17 protein-coding genes are annotated in these 15,477 nt (G+C 58.0%); 3 read left to right on the top strand and 14 right to left on the bottom strand.

Annotated features, from left to right (window positions below):
• The first annotated feature begins 74 nt into the window (after positions 1-74).
• The gene (locus BJ887_RS08110) at positions 75-1,469 is read left to right on the top strand and encodes an amidohydrolase family protein (RefSeq protein WP_121339717.1); all 1,395 of its coding nucleotides are present in this window, start codon (positions 75-77) and stop codon (positions 1,467-1,469) included.
• On the opposite strand, the gene BJ887_RS08115 is transcribed toward BJ887_RS08110, so the two are convergent.
• Positions 1,466-1,753, bottom strand: a complete 288-nt coding sequence (locus BJ887_RS08115) for a DUF1330 domain-containing protein (RefSeq protein WP_014169939.1) — start codon at positions 1,751-1,753, stop codon at positions 1,466-1,468. The genes BJ887_RS08110 and BJ887_RS08115 overlap by 4 nt on opposite strands.
• 149 nt (positions 1,754-1,902) lie before the next feature.
• Between BJ887_RS08115 and BJ887_RS08120 the strand changes: the two genes are divergently transcribed.
• Both BJ887_RS08120 and BJ887_RS08125 read left to right on the top strand, forming a co-directional pair.
• Positions 1,903-2,808 carry a LysR family transcriptional regulator gene (locus tag BJ887_RS08120; RefSeq protein ID WP_068794593.1) on the top strand — a complete coding sequence of 302 codons (906 nt, stop codon included), beginning with the start codon at positions 1,903-1,905 and terminating at the stop codon, positions 2,806-2,808.
• A 195-nt stretch (positions 2,809-3,003) separates the two neighbouring features.
• Positions 3,004-3,942, top strand: coding sequence for an omptin family outer membrane protease (locus BJ887_RS08125; RefSeq protein ID WP_079231071.1), 939 nt, complete (start codon positions 3,004-3,006; stop codon positions 3,940-3,942).
• 94 nt (positions 3,943-4,036) lie between these two features.
• Here BJ887_RS08125 and paaY read toward each other — a convergent pair whose 3' ends face one another.
• The 13 genes from paaY to paaA form a co-directional block, all read right to left on the bottom strand.
• Positions 4,037-4,633: a phenylacetic acid degradation protein PaaY gene (gene paaY, locus BJ887_RS08130; RefSeq protein ID WP_020884237.1), complete on the bottom strand. Its 597-nt coding sequence runs from the start codon at positions 4,631-4,633 to the stop codon at positions 4,037-4,039.
• Positions 4,634-4,642: 9 nt separating this feature from the next.
• Positions 4,643-5,578: a phenylacetic acid degradation operon negative regulatory protein PaaX gene (gene paaX, locus BJ887_RS08135; protein WP_121339718.1), complete on the bottom strand. Its 936-nt coding sequence runs from the start codon at positions 5,576-5,578 to the stop codon at positions 4,643-4,645.
• A 135-nt stretch (positions 5,579-5,713) separates the two neighbouring features.
• Complete coding sequence (gene paaK / locus BJ887_RS08140; protein WP_121339719.1) at positions 5,714-7,030, bottom strand: phenylacetate--CoA ligase PaaK; 1,317 nt, start codon at positions 7,028-7,030, stop codon at positions 5,714-5,716.
• 26 nt (positions 7,031-7,056) lie between these two features.
• Entirely contained in the window at positions 7,057-8,262 is a 1,206-nt protein-coding gene (gene pcaF, locus BJ887_RS08145) for a 3-oxoadipyl-CoA thiolase (RefSeq protein WP_121339720.1), read from the bottom strand.
• Entirely contained in the window at positions 8,262-8,684 is a 423-nt protein-coding gene (gene paaI / locus BJ887_RS08150; protein WP_020884240.1) for a hydroxyphenylacetyl-CoA thioesterase PaaI, read from the bottom strand. Before paaI ends, pcaF begins: the two co-directional genes overlap by 1 nt.
• Positions 8,674-10,101, bottom strand: coding sequence for a 3-hydroxyacyl-CoA dehydrogenase PaaH (gene paaH, locus BJ887_RS08155; protein ID WP_020884241.1), 1,428 nt, complete (start codon positions 10,099-10,101; stop codon positions 8,674-8,676). The genes paaI and paaH overlap by 11 nt, the downstream gene beginning before the upstream one ends.
• A gap of 1 nt (position 10,102) precedes the next feature.
• Complete coding sequence (gene paaG / locus BJ887_RS08160; RefSeq protein ID WP_025204280.1) at positions 10,103-10,891, bottom strand: 2-(1,2-epoxy-1,2-dihydrophenyl)acetyl-CoA isomerase PaaG; 789 nt, start codon at positions 10,889-10,891, stop codon at positions 10,103-10,105.
• The gene (gene paaF, locus BJ887_RS08165; RefSeq protein WP_014169929.1) at positions 10,891-11,658 is read right to left on the bottom strand and encodes a 2,3-dehydroadipyl-CoA hydratase PaaF; all 768 of its coding nucleotides are present in this window, start codon (positions 11,656-11,658) and stop codon (positions 10,891-10,893) included. Before paaF ends, paaG begins: the two co-directional genes overlap by 1 nt.
• Positions 11,655-12,725, bottom strand: a complete 1,071-nt coding sequence (gene paaE / locus BJ887_RS08170; RefSeq protein WP_025204282.1) for a 1,2-phenylacetyl-CoA epoxidase subunit PaaE — start codon at positions 12,723-12,725, stop codon at positions 11,655-11,657. The genes paaF and paaE overlap by 4 nt, the downstream gene beginning before the upstream one ends.
• Before the next feature lie 7 nt (positions 12,726-12,732).
• Entirely contained in the window at positions 12,733-13,230 is a 498-nt protein-coding gene (gene paaD, locus BJ887_RS08175; RefSeq protein ID WP_121339721.1) for a 1,2-phenylacetyl-CoA epoxidase subunit PaaD, read from the bottom strand.
• Between the two features lie 14 nt (positions 13,231-13,244).
• Positions 13,245-13,991 (bottom strand): 1,2-phenylacetyl-CoA epoxidase subunit PaaC, encoded by a 747-nt coding sequence (paaC, locus tag BJ887_RS08180; protein ID WP_025204284.1) that lies wholly within the window; start codon positions 13,989-13,991, stop codon positions 13,245-13,247.
• Positions 13,992-13,999: 8 nt separating this feature from the next.
• Positions 14,000-14,287 (bottom strand): 1,2-phenylacetyl-CoA epoxidase subunit PaaB, encoded by a 288-nt coding sequence (paaB, locus tag BJ887_RS08185; RefSeq protein WP_003857353.1) that lies wholly within the window; start codon positions 14,285-14,287, stop codon positions 14,000-14,002.
• Between the two features lie 11 nt (positions 14,288-14,298).
• Complete coding sequence (gene paaA, locus BJ887_RS08190; protein ID WP_014169925.1) at positions 14,299-15,228, bottom strand: 1,2-phenylacetyl-CoA epoxidase subunit PaaA; 930 nt, start codon at positions 15,226-15,228, stop codon at positions 14,299-14,301.
• Between the last annotated feature and the right edge of the window lie 249 nt (positions 15,229-15,477).

A 15,477-nucleotide genomic window follows, 5' to 3' on the forward strand; every position in this document is an offset into this window, starting at 1 on the left:
AACACGTTAAGCATCTTTTTCGCCGTAATCGGGTGGCGTAATTTCTCACCCATGAAGAGACAAAGGACAAGAAGATGAGCGATTACCTGAGAAATATGATTAACAATCAAAGCATAACTCCACCCGCCACGTTGATTAAGGGCGCAACCCTGCTCAGCATGGATGACAGGGTGGGTAATCTTGAGCGCGGCGATATCCTTATCGAAGGCGCAAAGATCGTCGCCATTGGTGAAAATCTGGCAGCAGAAGGCGCCCACATAATAGATGCCACACATATGATTGCCATGCCGGGCCTGGTGGATACCCATCGCCATGCCTGGGAGGGACAACTGCGCCGCATTAACCCCGACGCCAAAACGCTTGAAGATTACTGCAACGCCACGCACTTCTCGTTCGCCAGGTATTATCGCCCTGCCGATATTTATATCGGCAACCTGCTCACCGCCCTGGGGTGTATTGATGCCGGTATCACCACGGTGATTGATAATTCCCATAACAGCCGCACCGCTGCGCATTCGGACGCGGCCGTTGAGGCCCTGCTGGATGCGGGGATCCGCGCCGTACACGCTTCCGGTGCACCGGTGTCCGGAGAATGGGATCGCGCGCACTGGCCCGGTAACTGGCAGCGCCTGCAAGAAAAGTATTTCCAGAATAACCCTGAAAGTCTTGTTTCGCTGGCGGTCATGGCCCAGCTGGAGCCGGAGAAATGGCTGGAGGCCCGCAGGCTGGGGTTGCCAATCGTGACCGAATTCTTTGGGGGTGAAATGGCGTCGCAGCTTGAGGCGCTGCATCAGCAGGGGCTTCTGGGACCGGACAATATTTTTAATCACTGCACCGCACTGCCGGACGACGGATGGAAAATCCTGCGGGACGCGGGCGTACGCGTGAACGTCTGCCCCCGTTCCGATGCGCACTATGGGATTGAAGACGGCATGTTTGCCCTTCAGTCCGCGCTGCGCCACGGCATCAGCCCCGGCCTCAGCGTAGACAATGAAACGTCGTACAGCGGCGACATGTTTATGGAAATGCGCGTGGCTTTTTACCTCCAGCGCGTCATGGGCATGCATCAGCAGCGCTGCTGTGGTTCAGCGCACACCGTAAATACGCTTCATACCCAACAGCTCCTGAAAGCAGCCACCGTTGATGGTGCGGCCTGTGCAGGGTTACAGGAGAGCATCGGCAGCCTGACGCCGGGTAAACAGGCCGACCTGGTGCTTATTAACGCCGGCGATCTCAACCTCTATCCGTCCGGCAATGCATTTGGCACGGTGGTCCATGCGGCAGAGCGCAGCAACATCCATACCGTCATGATTGCCGGACGAATCGTGAAGCAAGACGGCAACGTGCTGGGGGTAGACATCACCCGCCTTCGCGAGGCCATTGATGAATCACGTCATCATCTCTTTACCTCAGCCGGGTATGAGCCGGACATATTTGCTGACGCCTTCCTGCCGCTGGCGCAGGATTAAGCCCCTTCAACCACAACAAATGTCCCGGTTGCCGCCCCCGCGCGCAGCTTTCTGGCGGCCACGTACCCGGGACTGTTATAAAAACGTTTGGCCTCAGCATACGAATCAAACTCTAGAACGACATGGCGTTCATGCGCCTCCCCTTCGAGATTTTCATATTCCCCTGACCAGACGATGACCCGGGGGTTGAACCCCTGCAGCGCTTCCCCGGCAGCGTTCGCATATTCTGCATAGGCAGCAGGATCTGTGACGGTCACGTGGGCGATTAAATAACCTTTATTCATCTTCTTTATCCTTCCTGAGGACTGTTGCCGGTGGTGTAAAGCGCATCAACCTGTTTGACAGCGTTACGCGGTATGAAGACACTCTATTAGTCATCAATAAGGGAATAAACCACCCAAAAAATAACGCACTGTTACCCGGAAGGTGAACAATGAAAAACCTGCATGCACTGACTATTTTTGCGCGCGTCGCAGAAATGCAGAGCTTTACTCAGGCGGCGGAGAGCCTGGGCATTAAGAAAGGCCGCGTTTCAACGGTCGTACGTGAGCTTGAGCATGACCTCGGGACGACGCTGTTGCACCGGACTACCCGCGCGGTACAGCTGACCGAAGACGGTCGGGCTTTTTATTCCCGCGCCCGGGATTTGTTAGCAGATGCAGAAGATCTGCAGTCCATGTTTGCGCCTGGCGGCATGTCACTGCGGGGACGTTTACGCGTCGATATGCCAGCAGTGTTGGCCCAAAGCGTAGTGATTCCCGCCCTGCCACAACTGCTGGACGCGCATCCTGAACTTGAAATAGAACTTTCAAGCACAGACCGGCGAGTCGATCTGGTTCAGGAAGGCTTTGACTGCGTCATTCGTTTTGGGCCCATTGTTGATGAGACCCTCATTGCCCGACCGCTGGGTCAGTTACGGATGATTAACGCCGCCAGCCCACGCTATCTGGAGCGCGTCGGGGTGCCCGAGACGATTGACGACCTGCTTCGTCAGGGACACCGAATGGTGCATTACATGCGAAATTTTGGTGCCAGGCCTGATGGCTGGCAATACCCGGACGGTGATGGCTACCGGTCCGTCATGTTACCCGGCGCCGCGCGCGTCAACAGCGTACCGGCCTATCATGAAGCCGGGCTGGCGGGTCTGGGCTTAATTCAGGGCGGGTATTCCGCGCTGGCGCCCCATATCCAGCGCGGCGCGCTGGTTGAAGTGCTTCCCCATTTGCCTCCTGAACCGCTTAATGCCGCTTTCGTGGTCGCCCATCGGCGCAATTTATCGCAGCGTGTCAGAGCTTTTATGCACTGGACGGAAGTCATTTTAAAACCGTACTTTGATTAATATCCTGCTAAAGATATTCACGCTAATTGTCGGAGGCCGGACGGCAATATTATCTCGCCCAGGGGGGCGTTTCTTGTGAAAGGAATATACAACGCAAAGGCGAATAATGACTAAAACTGGCAGTTGATTGTTATTTGCGTGGCTTTTAAAATTTAATTGCAAGGTATTTATTAAATTTTAATTAGGGACATAAAAATGACAAGAAATACGCTTTTACTGACGATGATGGCCGCCTTTTCAGGCGCAGTATACGCAGGGGAAACGCAATTTACGCCGAATTTCTCACCTGAGAGCGTCACCGTTTCAGCCTCGGGCGGGATGCTCAGCGGGAAATCCCATGAAATGGTGTATGACGACGTCACAGGCAGAAAAATCAGCCAGCTGGACTGGAAAATTAAAAACGTCGCCATCCTGAAAGGCGACATTTCCTGGGATGCGTACCCTTTCCTGACCCTGAACGCACGCGGCTGGACCTCGCTGGCATCCGGGTCGGGTCATATGGATGACTATGACTGGATGAACGAAAGACAATCCAGCTGGACAGATCATTCGACGCATCCGGCAACTAACGTCAATTATGCCAATGAATACGATCTCAATGTAAAAGGCTGGATATTGCAGGGCGAAAGCTATAAAGCGGGCGTGACTGCCGGTTATCAGGAAACCCGTTTTAGCTGGACGGCCACCGGTGGCTCTTATAATTATGATAACGGTACCAACACGGGGAATTTCCCGGCGGGCGAACGCGGCATTGGTTATAGCCAGCGCTTCTCAATGCCTTATATTGGGCTTGTGGGGCAGTATCGTATTAATAATTTCGAATTTAATGGCCTGTTTAAATTCAGTGACTGGGTGCGCGCTCATGATAACGACGAGCACTATATGCGCGACCTGACCTTCCGCGAGAAAACTTCAGACTCTCGCTATTATGGTGCGTCAGTGGATGCAGGATATTACGTCACGCCACACGCCAAAGTTTTTGCCGAGTTCGCGTATAGCCGTTACAAAGAGGGCAAAGGCGGCACGCAGATTATTGATACTAACACGGGCGAATCCGGGTCAATTGGCGGTGATGCGGCGGGCATTTCCAACAAAAACTATACCGTTACCGCCGGTCTGCAATACCGGTTCTGATTTCGCGCAACGCATCAGGCCAGCGTAAACATTCACAGGCCCCTGACGGGGCCTTTTTCGATGCGCTGCTTTACTTCCGCAGGTGCGCGCCCCTTCATGACGCCGATTTTGGTCGCAGATCCTCGTCAAACTCCAGACGTTTTCGACCGGGCTCCACTTCGCGCAGGGGTTCGACCTGATGCAGGGTCAGCTTGCAGCGATCCACCAGCACCTGATACTCACGCGTGCCCTGCTTCTTCCAGGCAATTTCCTGCTCACTCAGCACACGTATCGCTTTTGCCGGACTGCCAATGATCAGGTGGTTGGCGGGCATCTCCGCTTTCGCTTTCACAAAGGCCGCCGCGCCGACAATGCTGTTTTCGCCAATCACCGCGCCGTCCATGACCACTGCGTTCATCCCTACCAGAGCGTTACGGCGGATAATACAGCCGTGCAGAATCGCGCTGTGGCCTATATGGCCGTCCTCTTCCACCACCGTGTCCTGCTCCGGGAAACCGTGCATGACGCAGTTATCCTGAATGTTCGCGCCGTCTTTCACCACAATCCGGCCAAAATCGCCGCGCAGGCTGGCATTCGGGCCAACATACACGCCTTTGCCCAGGATCACGTCGCCGATGAGCACCGCCGTCGGGTGAACGTAGCTCTCATCAGGCACCACCGGCGTCAGACCGTCAATTTGATAAACGGGCATCTCCACTCCTTATACGATAGTAAGACCACCAAAGCGTTGATAGTAGAGCGTGCCGGGCACAGGCAGTTCGCCGACGGAGGTTTCACCTTTCTCACTGACAAACGCCAGCGCCCCCGGTGCCACACGCTGATAAATATTAATGCACAGCTGTCGCGCACTTTGTCCGGCCCAGTGTGCGGGCAATAACTCCTCCGGCAACAGCGGGTCTTTCAGCACCACGCGTCGGTAAAAATGGATCAGCAACAGCTGGATCTGGAAGCAGCGTTCCGGCGTTAATTCGTCCGGCGCGGCCTCTTTCAGCAGCGGCAGAAGAGGACGGAACGAGTGGATAAACGTCTCGTACATCGCGTTCTGTTCGGTCAACTGCCAGCACTCCTCGACCCGGGCACGCAGCGCCGCGCGGGACAGCGCCAGCGGCGAATGGGCCTCGAAGAAGATGACGTTTTCCGCCACGCCTGCGTCGTGTAAAAGCGACTGCACATCCGCCAGATGCTGCGACGGGGAGGCCATCAGGCTGGGAGCCAGGGTGCCAAAACCCTGCCAGATCAGCTGCTTTTTGACGTCAGCAAGGGTGGTTCTATCCAGACCTTCCGAGAGCAGCAACAGCCACTTGCCGTCCCATGCCGGGAGTTCAGCACGGTAGATTTTACTCTCCGCGCGGCGGGTCAAACGCAGCCCTTTGTCGCTCAGCCGGTAAAAGCTGCGTCGTCCGATGCGCGACACATCCAGCCAGCCCTCTTTGTTAAGACGAAACAGCGCAGTGCGCACAAAGCGCTCGCCAAACCCCATCCCTTCCAGTAAGGCGGCGAGGCTGCCAAGCCAAATCTCGCCGCCGCGATGTGAAAGCGCGTCACCGTATAATGAGGAGATAAGCGACGTTCCGCTAACGGGAACCGAGCTAACCGCGTGCTGGATAAAGGCATCGAGTTTATTCATGTGATTCATTCTGTTGTTATTTTTGGTCTGGATGAATCATAGCATATTCCCCTCACCCCGGCCCTCTCCCAAAGGGAGAGGGAGACAACGTCCCTTCCCCCTCTGGGGAGAAGGTTAGGATGCGGGGTGAGGAATGAGGGAAACTCAACCGTTAGCCGCAACGTTACGCAAATCAAACACCCGACAGGCTTTGCCCTCTGAGCGCGGGATACTGCCGCAGTTGACAATCATCACGTCGGTGGAGATCCCGACCATCGATTTAATCCGATGGCGCAGCTGATGGCACACCTGGCAGCGCTGCTCGTGGGTCAGGGTCAGACTGCTCTCTTTGAGCTCCACCTTCACGGAAAGTGAATCAAGATGACCGCGGCGGTTGACTTCCAGCTGGTAGTGCGGGGAGAGGTGTTCGAACTTCACGATCTCCTCTTCCAGCTGGGACGGGAAGACGTTGACGCCGCGGATGATGAGCATATCGTCACTGCGACCGCTGATCCTGTCCATACGACGCATGGTGCGGGCGGTCCCAGGAAGCAGGCGCGTCAGGTCGCGGGTGCGATAACGAATCACCGGCAGCGCCTCCTTGGTCAGCGTGGTGAACAGCAGTTCGCCCTGCTCGCCATCATTAAGCGGCGTGCCGTCGTTCGGGTTAACGATCTCCGGATAGAAGTGATCTTCCCAGATGGTCGGACCGTCGGCGGTTTCGATACACTCCATCGCCACGCCTGGCCCCATGACCTCGGAAAGCCCATAGATATCCAGCGCGGTGATCCCCAGACGTTTCTCGATTTCGCGGCGCATGGCCTGCGTCCACGGCTCTGCGCCAAACACCCCCACACGCAGGGAGCAGGCGCTGGCATCGCCTCCCATCTGACGTTCCAGCTCTTCGATCAGATTAAGGCAGTAGGATGGCGTCACCATGATCATATCCGGCTGGAAATCGCGGATCAGCTGCGCCTGTTTCTCCGTCTGGCCGCCGGACATCGGGATAACGGTCGCCCCTAAACGCTCTGCGCCATAGTGCGCGCCCAGCCCACCGGTAAACAGGCCATACCCATAGGCCACGTGAATTTTGTCTTTCGCACTGCCGCCCGCGGCGCGCAGAGAACGGGCCACCAGGTTGGCCCAGTTGTCGATGTCATGTTGGGTATAACCGACGACGGTCGGCTTTCCGGTGGTGCCGGAAGAGGCATGAACACGCACCACCTGCTCCATCGGTACGGCAAAGGTATCGAACGGATAGTTATCACGCAGGTCCTGCTTGGTGGTGCACGGGAACTTACGGATATCTTCCAGCGTTTTAAAATCGTCAGGGTGAACGCCCGCGGCGTCAAACTTGCGTTTGTACATCGGAACGTTGTTATAGGCGTGATGCAGCGTCCATTTCAGACGCTCGGTTTGCAGCGCCTGTAATTCGTCAATGGAGGCCGTTTCGATCGGATCAAGCTTTGTTGTATTTGTCATTGTAGGGTACTCACACTGTTATTCGCTCAAACACGCTCAAGGATCATGGCAATGCCCTGACCCACACCGATGCACATCGTACACAGCGCATAGCGCCCGTTGCGTCGATGCAATTCATTGCTCGCGGCCAGCGCCAGTCTGGCACCGCTCATGCCCAGCGGGTGGCCCAACGCAATGGCCCCTCCGTTCGGGTTAACGTGTTCAGCGTCATCCGGCAATCCCAGCTGACGTAACACGCCCAGCGCCTGAGAAGCGAAAGCTTCGTTAAGCTCAATCACGTCCATATCGTTGATGCTGAGCCCGGCACGTTCCAGCACTTTGCGGGTGGCTGGCACCGGTCCTAAGCCCATCAGACGTGGCTCCACGCCAGCGGTAGCCATCGCCACGATCCGCGTGCGCGGCACAAGCCCTTGCGCGAGCGCCATCGACTCGCTGGCGATGATCAGCGCCGCAGCGCCATCGTTTACTCCGGAGGCGTTACCCGCCGTCACGACACCGTTCTTGCGAAACGGTGTTTTCAGCGCGGCAAGTTGTTCAAGCGTGGTATCAGCACGGGGATGCTCATCTACCGAAACTTCCGTAACCGTTCCTTTTTTGCCGGGCACCTGCACCGGCACAATCTCCTGCGCCAGAATGCCGTTCTGCTGTGCCTGAGCAGTACGCTGCTGGCTGCGCAGCGCGAAAGCATCCTGATCGGCTCGGCTGATATTTAACAATTCAGCTACATTCTCTGCCGTTTCCGGCATGCTGTCAGTTCCGAATTGCTGATGCATGAGCGGATTCACAAATCGCCAGCCGAGGGTGGTGTCGAAAATCTCCGCCTGACGCTGGAACGCCGCCGTGGCTTTACCCATTACAAACGGCGCCCGGGACATTGACTCGACGCCGCCTGCAAGCAGCATGTCGCCATCGCCCGCCCTGATTGCCCGCGCGGCAAAGCCAATCGCGTCCAGACCCGAACCGCACAGGCGGTTCAGCGTGGTGCCGGAGACCGTCTGAGGCAGTCCGGCCAGCAGCAGCGACATACGCGCCACGTTGCGGTTATCTTCCCCCGCCTGGTTGGCGCAGCCGAAGATCACATCATCAATCCGCTCGAGGTCGAGCTGCGGATAACGGGTCAGCAGCGCACGCAGCGGCACCGCGCCGAGATCGTCGGCGCGAACGCTGGCCAGCGCCCCGCCATAGCGCCCCACCGGGGTTCGAACGCCATCACAAATAAAAGCGTCACGCATCAGGCTTCTCCTGTCACACTGCCGCCGATGCGGTGAGATTTTCCGCGAAACAGGGCAACGGTTTTCTGTTGTTGGTTCTGAATTTCAATGTCATACACGCCGGTCAGTTTGCCCTGATGCTTAACCCGCGCGGTGGCGGTCAGCGTGTCGCCGGCAAACCCCGGGCGCAGAAAATCGATTGAACAGCCTGACGCCACTGCCGCCAGCCCCTGGCTGTTGCAGGCGTAGGCAAAGGCGGTATCGGCCAGTGAAAACAGCTGCCCTCCGTGGCAGGTTTTGTGGCCGTTGAGCATCTGCGGGGTGATGGTCATCGTTACTACCGCGTAGCCATCGTCCATGTCGATGATGTCGATCCCCAGCGCCTGGGCGCAGGCGTCCTGTTCATACATGGTACGGGCGTTATGCCAGGCGTTATGACTCATAGCTACTCTCCAGAAGCGCACGCTGGCGCAGCAGTGAACAAGGGCGATAGCGTTCTTCGCCGTAATGGCGTTGCAAATTTTCCAGCAGCGTTAACAGCCGTTGCCAGCCCAGACGCTCACCCCAGGCAATGGGCCCGTTCGGGTAATTCACGCCGAGGCGCATGGCGGTGTCGATATCCTTCTCGCTGGCCACCCCTTTTTGCAGCGCATCCAGCGCTTCGTTGGCGATCATCGCCACCGTCCGCCAGACCAGCAGACCGGGGTAATCGGCAATGCGCAGTACCCGGTGTCCCTGCTGTTGCAGGTACCAGACGGCTTTTTGCGTGGCGGTATGCGGGTTATCCGATGCGGCTGCGATCACCGCCACGTCGCGTTCGATGCGGTCAATCACCACGACCGGACAGTGAAAACGCCGGGCCAGCGCCTGAGCGGTCTCCCCCTGGGTTTCAATCAACAGGAGCTCATCTATTTCCGTGACACCGTCACCTCTTCGCTGCACACGCATGGGGGTAAAGCTGTCGTTTACTGCATCAAGCCACGGCACAGCCGGTATCTCACCGTGCCAGTCGTAAACGCCCTTCCCGCTTTTTTTGCCCAGCCGCCCCGCCAGCACCAGTTCCTGCTGCACCAGCGACGGCAGGAAACGACGTTCCTGCCAGAAGGCATTGAACACGGAACAGGTCACCGCAAAGTTGACGTCCTGACCAATCATGTCGGTCAACTCCAGCGGTCCCATCGGGAAACCGCCGCCGTCGCGCAGCGCGGCATCAATCACTTCTGGCGCGGCGACCTGCTCTTCCAGGGCGCGCCAGGCTTCAGAATAGAACGGACGCGCAACGCGGTTGACGATGAACCCTGGCGTTGACTGACAGCGGACGGGCTGTTTCCCCCAGTTCAGCGCCAGCTCGCACAGCGCATCGGCCACTTCGGGCGATGTCGCCAGCCCGCTCACCACCTCGACCAGCTTCATGACCGGTGCAGGATTAAAGAAATGCAGCCCCGCGACGCGCTCCGGATGGTGAACATCCGCCGCAATCGCCGTAACAGAAATGGAGGAGGTATTGCTGGTCAGCAAGGTCTGCGGCGGGCAAATCTGAGCCAGTTGCGCAAACAGCGCTTTTTTGACGTCGATACGCTCAGACGCGGCTTCAATCACCAGATCTGCCGCGGCGAGCGCTTCGATATCCGTTACCGGCAACAGCCTGGCAAGAATCTGGCTGCCAGCATCGGCGGAAAGTTTTCCGCGAGTCACCCGGGAGGCGAGACGCTGGCGGATCCCGTCAATCGCGCGTGAAATCGCGTCTGAAGCAATGTCATACATCAGAACCTGATGCCCATGACTCGCCGCGACCTCCGCAATTCCCGCGCCCATCGTGCCGCTTCCAATGACGGCGACAGTACGAACCGTGATCGCCATCTTATTTCCCCGTGAATGTCGGTGCGCGTTTGGCAAGGAAGGCGCTGACCCCTTCCCGGTAGTCGTCGCTGCGACCGGCCAGACGTTGATAATCGCGCTCCAGGTCAAGCTGGGCGTCGAGGGTGTTGGTCTCTGCCGCGTTAATCGCCTGCTTAATCAGCCCCAGACCAAAGGTGGGCTGAGAAGCAAAGTGCAGCGCCATCTGCTGGGCCGTGGCGGAGAGGTGTTCGTCATCCACCACCTGCCAGATCATCCCCCAGGCGTGTGCCTGTTCGGCGCTGAGTTTGTCTCCGAGTAACGCCAGCCCCATTGCGCGGGCGCGCCCGGCGACGCGCGGCAGGAACCATGTTCCCCCGCAGTCCGGCACTAATCCGAGCTTGCTGAAGGCCATCACAAAGGTGGCAGAACGGGCGGCAATGACCATGTCACACCCCAGTGCCAGCGTGGCCCCGGCCCCGGCGGCCACGCCGTTGACCGCGCAAATCACCGGTTTCGGCAACGTCGCAAGACGGCGAACCAGCGGGTTGTAGAACGTCTCCACGGACATTCCCAGATCCGGCGCCGGACCGTTAGGGTCGACGTTGCGGTCATTAAGATCCTGACCCGCGCAGAAGCCGCGCCCCGCCCCGGTAATAAGCAGACAGCGGATGGTGTCATCGCGCTCGGCCTGCTTCAGGCACTCAGCGAGTTGCTGATGCATCACGTCGTTAAAGCTGTTCAGACGCTCCGGACGGTTCAGCGTCAGGGTCATCACGCCTTGTTCTACATGACTGAGAATAAATTCCACGATTAGCGTCCTTTAAAGTCGGGGGTACGTTTCTGTAAGAATGCGTCGATGCCTTCTCGCCGGTCTTCGGTCGCTGAAAGCAGCGTAAACAGCTGTCGCTCCTGGACCAGTCCGGCCTGCAGGGAAACCTCCTGAGACTGGCGCAGCGCCTGCTTTGCCGCCTGGAGCGCCAGCGGTGAGTGTCGAGCCATCAGCGCCGCCTGTTTCAGGGCATATTCCAGCGTCAATGAAGCCGGGAACACATCGCTGACCAGCCCGGCGCGCTGCGCCTGCTGCGCGGTAATGCTCTCCCCGGTCAGCACCATTTTGCTGGCCAGCGATTTGCCCACGCTACGAATCAGTCGCTGCGTACCGCCCGCCCCGGGCATGATGCCGAGCGTAATTTCCGGCAGACCAAAACGGGCGTTATCCCCGGCAATCACCACGTCGCACAGCAGCGCAAGCTCGCAGCCCGCGCCCAGCGCGAAGCCGTTGACGGCGGCAATCAGGGGTTTGTTGAAGGCGTTGATCCGGGCCCACAGCTGGGGACGGATATCGTTCAGGGTGGCAGGCAGGTCTTTCTCCGCCATTTCGTTGAGATCTGCGCCGGCAGCAAAGCAGCGTGCGTTGCCGTAAATCACGCAAACGGAGAGATCGCGATCGGCCGCAGCGGCGTCGAGCGCGTCAGCAATCTGCTCTAACAGGGCGTTATTCAGCGCGTTGCGTGCCGCCGGACGGTTAAGCGTCAGCTGCAGGACACGACCATGACGGGTGACCATCAGTTCGCTCATGCCATCCCCCTGGAGTCAAAATCGACGATCACGTCAGCGGTTAACGGCAGCGACTGACAGCTCAACACATACCCGGCCGCCAGTTCATCCGGCTCAAGGCTGTAGTTCGTCGCCATATCAACTTTGCCACGCAGCACTTTGCATTTGCAGGTCGCGCATACGCCGCCCTTGCAGGCATACGGCAGGTCGGCGCCCTGACGCAGGGCGGCATCAAGAATGCTTTCATCGTTTGCCGTGAGGGTAATTTCCCGGTCGCGACCGTCCTGACGCACGGTGACTTTCTGCCCCTCAGCCTGTACGCTGACCGTGCGTTTGCCGGTCGAGCCTGGCGTATTAAAACGCTCAAGGTGAATCGATTTCTCTGGCATCCCCAGCGCTTTCAGCGCCGCTTCCGCGTCGTCCATCATGGCGGACGGGCCACAAATAAAGGCTTCGTCGTACTGGCGGAAGTTGATCAGGGTTTTTGCCAGCGCCTGCAGCTTCTCACCGTCGATACGTCCATGCAGCAGATCGCTGTCGAGCACCTCCTGGCTGAAGATGGCGACCAGCTGCAGACGCTGCGGGTATTTGTCTTTCAGATCGGCAAGCGCCTCGCGAAACATCATGCTCTGGCTGCTGCGGTTGCCGTAGATCAGGGTGAAATGACTGTTCGGCTCGGTGGCGAGCGTGGCGGACAAGATGGCCAGCATTGGGGTAATGCCTGAACCCGCGGCAATGGCCAGATAATGCCCTTCCCGGTCGGCGCGCGGCTGGTAACCAAACTGGCCCTGCGGCACCATGACCTCCAGCGCCATGCCCTGTTTGATCTCATCCCGGGCATAGCGGGAAAAACGTCCGCCCTCGATGGCTTTCACCGCTACGCTGATCTCACCCGGCGCGGTACTGCGGCAGATGGAGTAGCAGCGACGCAGCTCATCCTCACCCAGCTTCGCTTTCAGGGTCAGGTGTTGTCCGGGACGGAAGCGATAGGCGTCCTGCAACGCCTGGGGTACCGCGAAAGTGATGGTCACCGCATCGCGGGTTTCGGGTTCCACTTTTGCCACTGTTAATGAATGAAACGTTGTCATGGCAACCTCAAATACATTTGAAATAGTCGAAAGGCTCACGGCAGTCGTTGCAGCGATAAAGCGCTTTGCAGGCCGTCGAACCAAATTCACTGATAAGCGAGGTATGTGTGCTGGCACAGCGTGGGCAACTCACCTCGGCCGGAGCATGCGCGTGGCAGCTGTGGCCCACCGGTGGGCTGATGCCATATGCGCGCAGGCGTTCGCGCGCATCCGCTGTCATCCAGTCGGTGGTCCAGGCCGGTTCGAGCTGCAGCACAATATGCACTGGCGTAAAGCCGTGCGCGGTCATCGCCTCGCGAATCGAGCTAAGCAAATGTTCCGTCGCCGGGCAGCCTGAATAGGTTGGCGTAAAGCCAATAACCCAGCCTTCGCCCTGCGCCGATACGCTACGCACCATGCCTAAATCGGTGATGGTTAACACCGGCACTTCCGGGTCCGGGATCTGGCTTAACAGCGACCAGATTTGAGGGATCTCCGCGGGTGCAATCCCGGCAAAACGCTGCATCTTCACCTCCGTACTTACCACTGCTGACCCGGATGGGCACGCTGGAGATACTGCATTTCTGCGAGCATTGGGCCGAGATGTTCGGTATGCAGCCCGCGCTTGCCCCCCGTGCGATACGCCACTTCCGACGGCACGCTCAGGGTGGCCTCCTGCAAACCGGAAAACACTTCCTGCTCCCACGGCTGACGAAGCTCGCGCGGATCAACCGCGACGCCGGAGGCAATCAACGCCAGCTCGACGTCATCGGCTTCAAACAGCTCGGCCGTAAACCGCCACAGGGTGTCGACCGCCTGCTGCATACGCTGTGAAGATGTTTCCGTGCCGTCACCCAGACGCACCAGCCAGCCACGACTGAAGCGCAGGTGGTAGCGCGCCTCTTTAATGGCTTTCGCGGCGATGGCGGCAAGCTGGCTGTCGCTGCTGTGGGTCAGGCGTTCATACAGGGCTACGTTCCAGGCATCCATAAAGTACTGGCGCGCGAGCGTGTCGGCGAAACTGCCGTTAGGCTGTTCCACCAGCAACACGTTGTGAAACTGGCGTTCATCACGCCCAAACGCCAGGGTGTCTTCATCGCCCTGACCTTCCAGCTCTGCGGCATAGGTCAGGAAATTGCGCGCCTGCCCCAGCAAGTCGAGGCCGATGTTGGCGAGCGCGAGATCGATTTCCAGCTCCGGCGCGTGACCACACCAGGCGCCCAGACGCTGGGAGAGCACCAGACCGTTGTCGCCCAGACGCAGGGCATATGCGGATAATGTTTTCATCCCTGACCTCACATGTGCTCGATGCCATCAGGGATGGTGTAAAAGGTAGGGTGGCGGTAAACCTTACTTTCCGCCGGGTCGAAGAACTCGCCGCTCTCTTCCGGCTGAGAGGCGACAATCTCGCTCGCCTTCACCACCCAGATAGAGCAGCCTTCACTGCGACGGGTATAGGCATCACGCGCATTTTCCAGCGCCATGCGATCGTCGGCGGCATGAAGACTTCCCACATGGCGGTGGGACAACCCTTGTTTGCTGCGTACGAACACTTCGTACAGCGGCCAGTAGACATTGCTCATCGTGTTTCCTCTTAAGCCACTTTGCGGGCGTGTTGTTTTTCCGCGTGCGCCAGTGCGGCTTCACGCACCCACGCCCCGTCTTCCCAGGCTTTACGTTTGGCAGCCAGACGTTCGTGGTTACAGATACCGCGCCCGTTAATGACCTCATCAAACTCGTGCCAGTCAATCTCGCCAAAGCGGTAGTGACCGCTCTCTTCGTCAAAACGCAGGTCAGGATCCGGAACCGTCATGCCCAGCATTTCTACCTGCGGAACCGTGTTGTCGACAAAGCGCTGGCGAAGTTCGTCATTGCCGAAGCGTTTGATTTTCCAGGCGAGGCTGCGGGCGCTGTTCGGCGAGTTGTCATCGTTTGGGCCGAACATCATCAGAGCGGGCCACCAGAAGCGGTTAATGGCGTCCTGCAGCATCTGGCGTTGGGCGTCACTCCCCTGCGCAAGCGCCATACAGGCTTCAAAGCCCTGACGCTGATGGAAACTCTCTTCTTTACAGATTTTCACCATCGCGCGGGCATAGGGGCCATATGAGGTACGGCACAGCGCCACCTGGTTGACAATCGCCGCACCGTCCACCAGCCAGCCGATCACCCCGATATCCGCCCAGCTCAGGGTCGGGTAGTTGAAGATGGAGGAGTATTTCATCTTGCCGTCGAGCATCTTCTGGTAGATGTCTTCCCGCGCGCAGCCCAGCGTCTCGGCCGCGCTGTAGAGGTACAAACCGTGCCCGGCTTCGTCCTGCACTTTCGCCAGCAGGATCGCTTTGCGGCGCAGCGTCGGCGCGCGGGTGATCCAGTTTCCTTCCGGCAGCATGCCGACAATTTCGGAGTGCGCGTGCTGACCAATCTGGCGGATCAACGTCTTACGATAGGCATCAGGCATCCAGTCCTGAGGCTCAATCGCCGTCTCCTGCGCTATGCGCTGCTCAAAGCGTTGTTCTTGCGTCACGTCATCACCTTTATGATTCGATTATTTACCACTTAAAGTGAAATACTGAATCACTTCATTTCTTAAAAGTTACACAAAGGTTAAATATAACCCCAAGAAATGTTTCCCCATTTTGTGATGGTGCTCGCAAGGCTTTTTGCACAAGGCCTGTACAACAGGGCTTCCGGCCTTCCACTTCATTACGCTGGATCACAATGTTAACAATTCATTAAAACTCAGCTTGCTTTTTATGATTCATGATTAAACTAT

This window comes from Enterobacter sp. WPR_3_1 (genome assembly GCF_003635055.1).
Lineage (GTDB): Bacteria > Pseudomonadota > Gammaproteobacteria > Enterobacterales > Enterobacteriaceae > Enterobacter > Enterobacter ludwigii.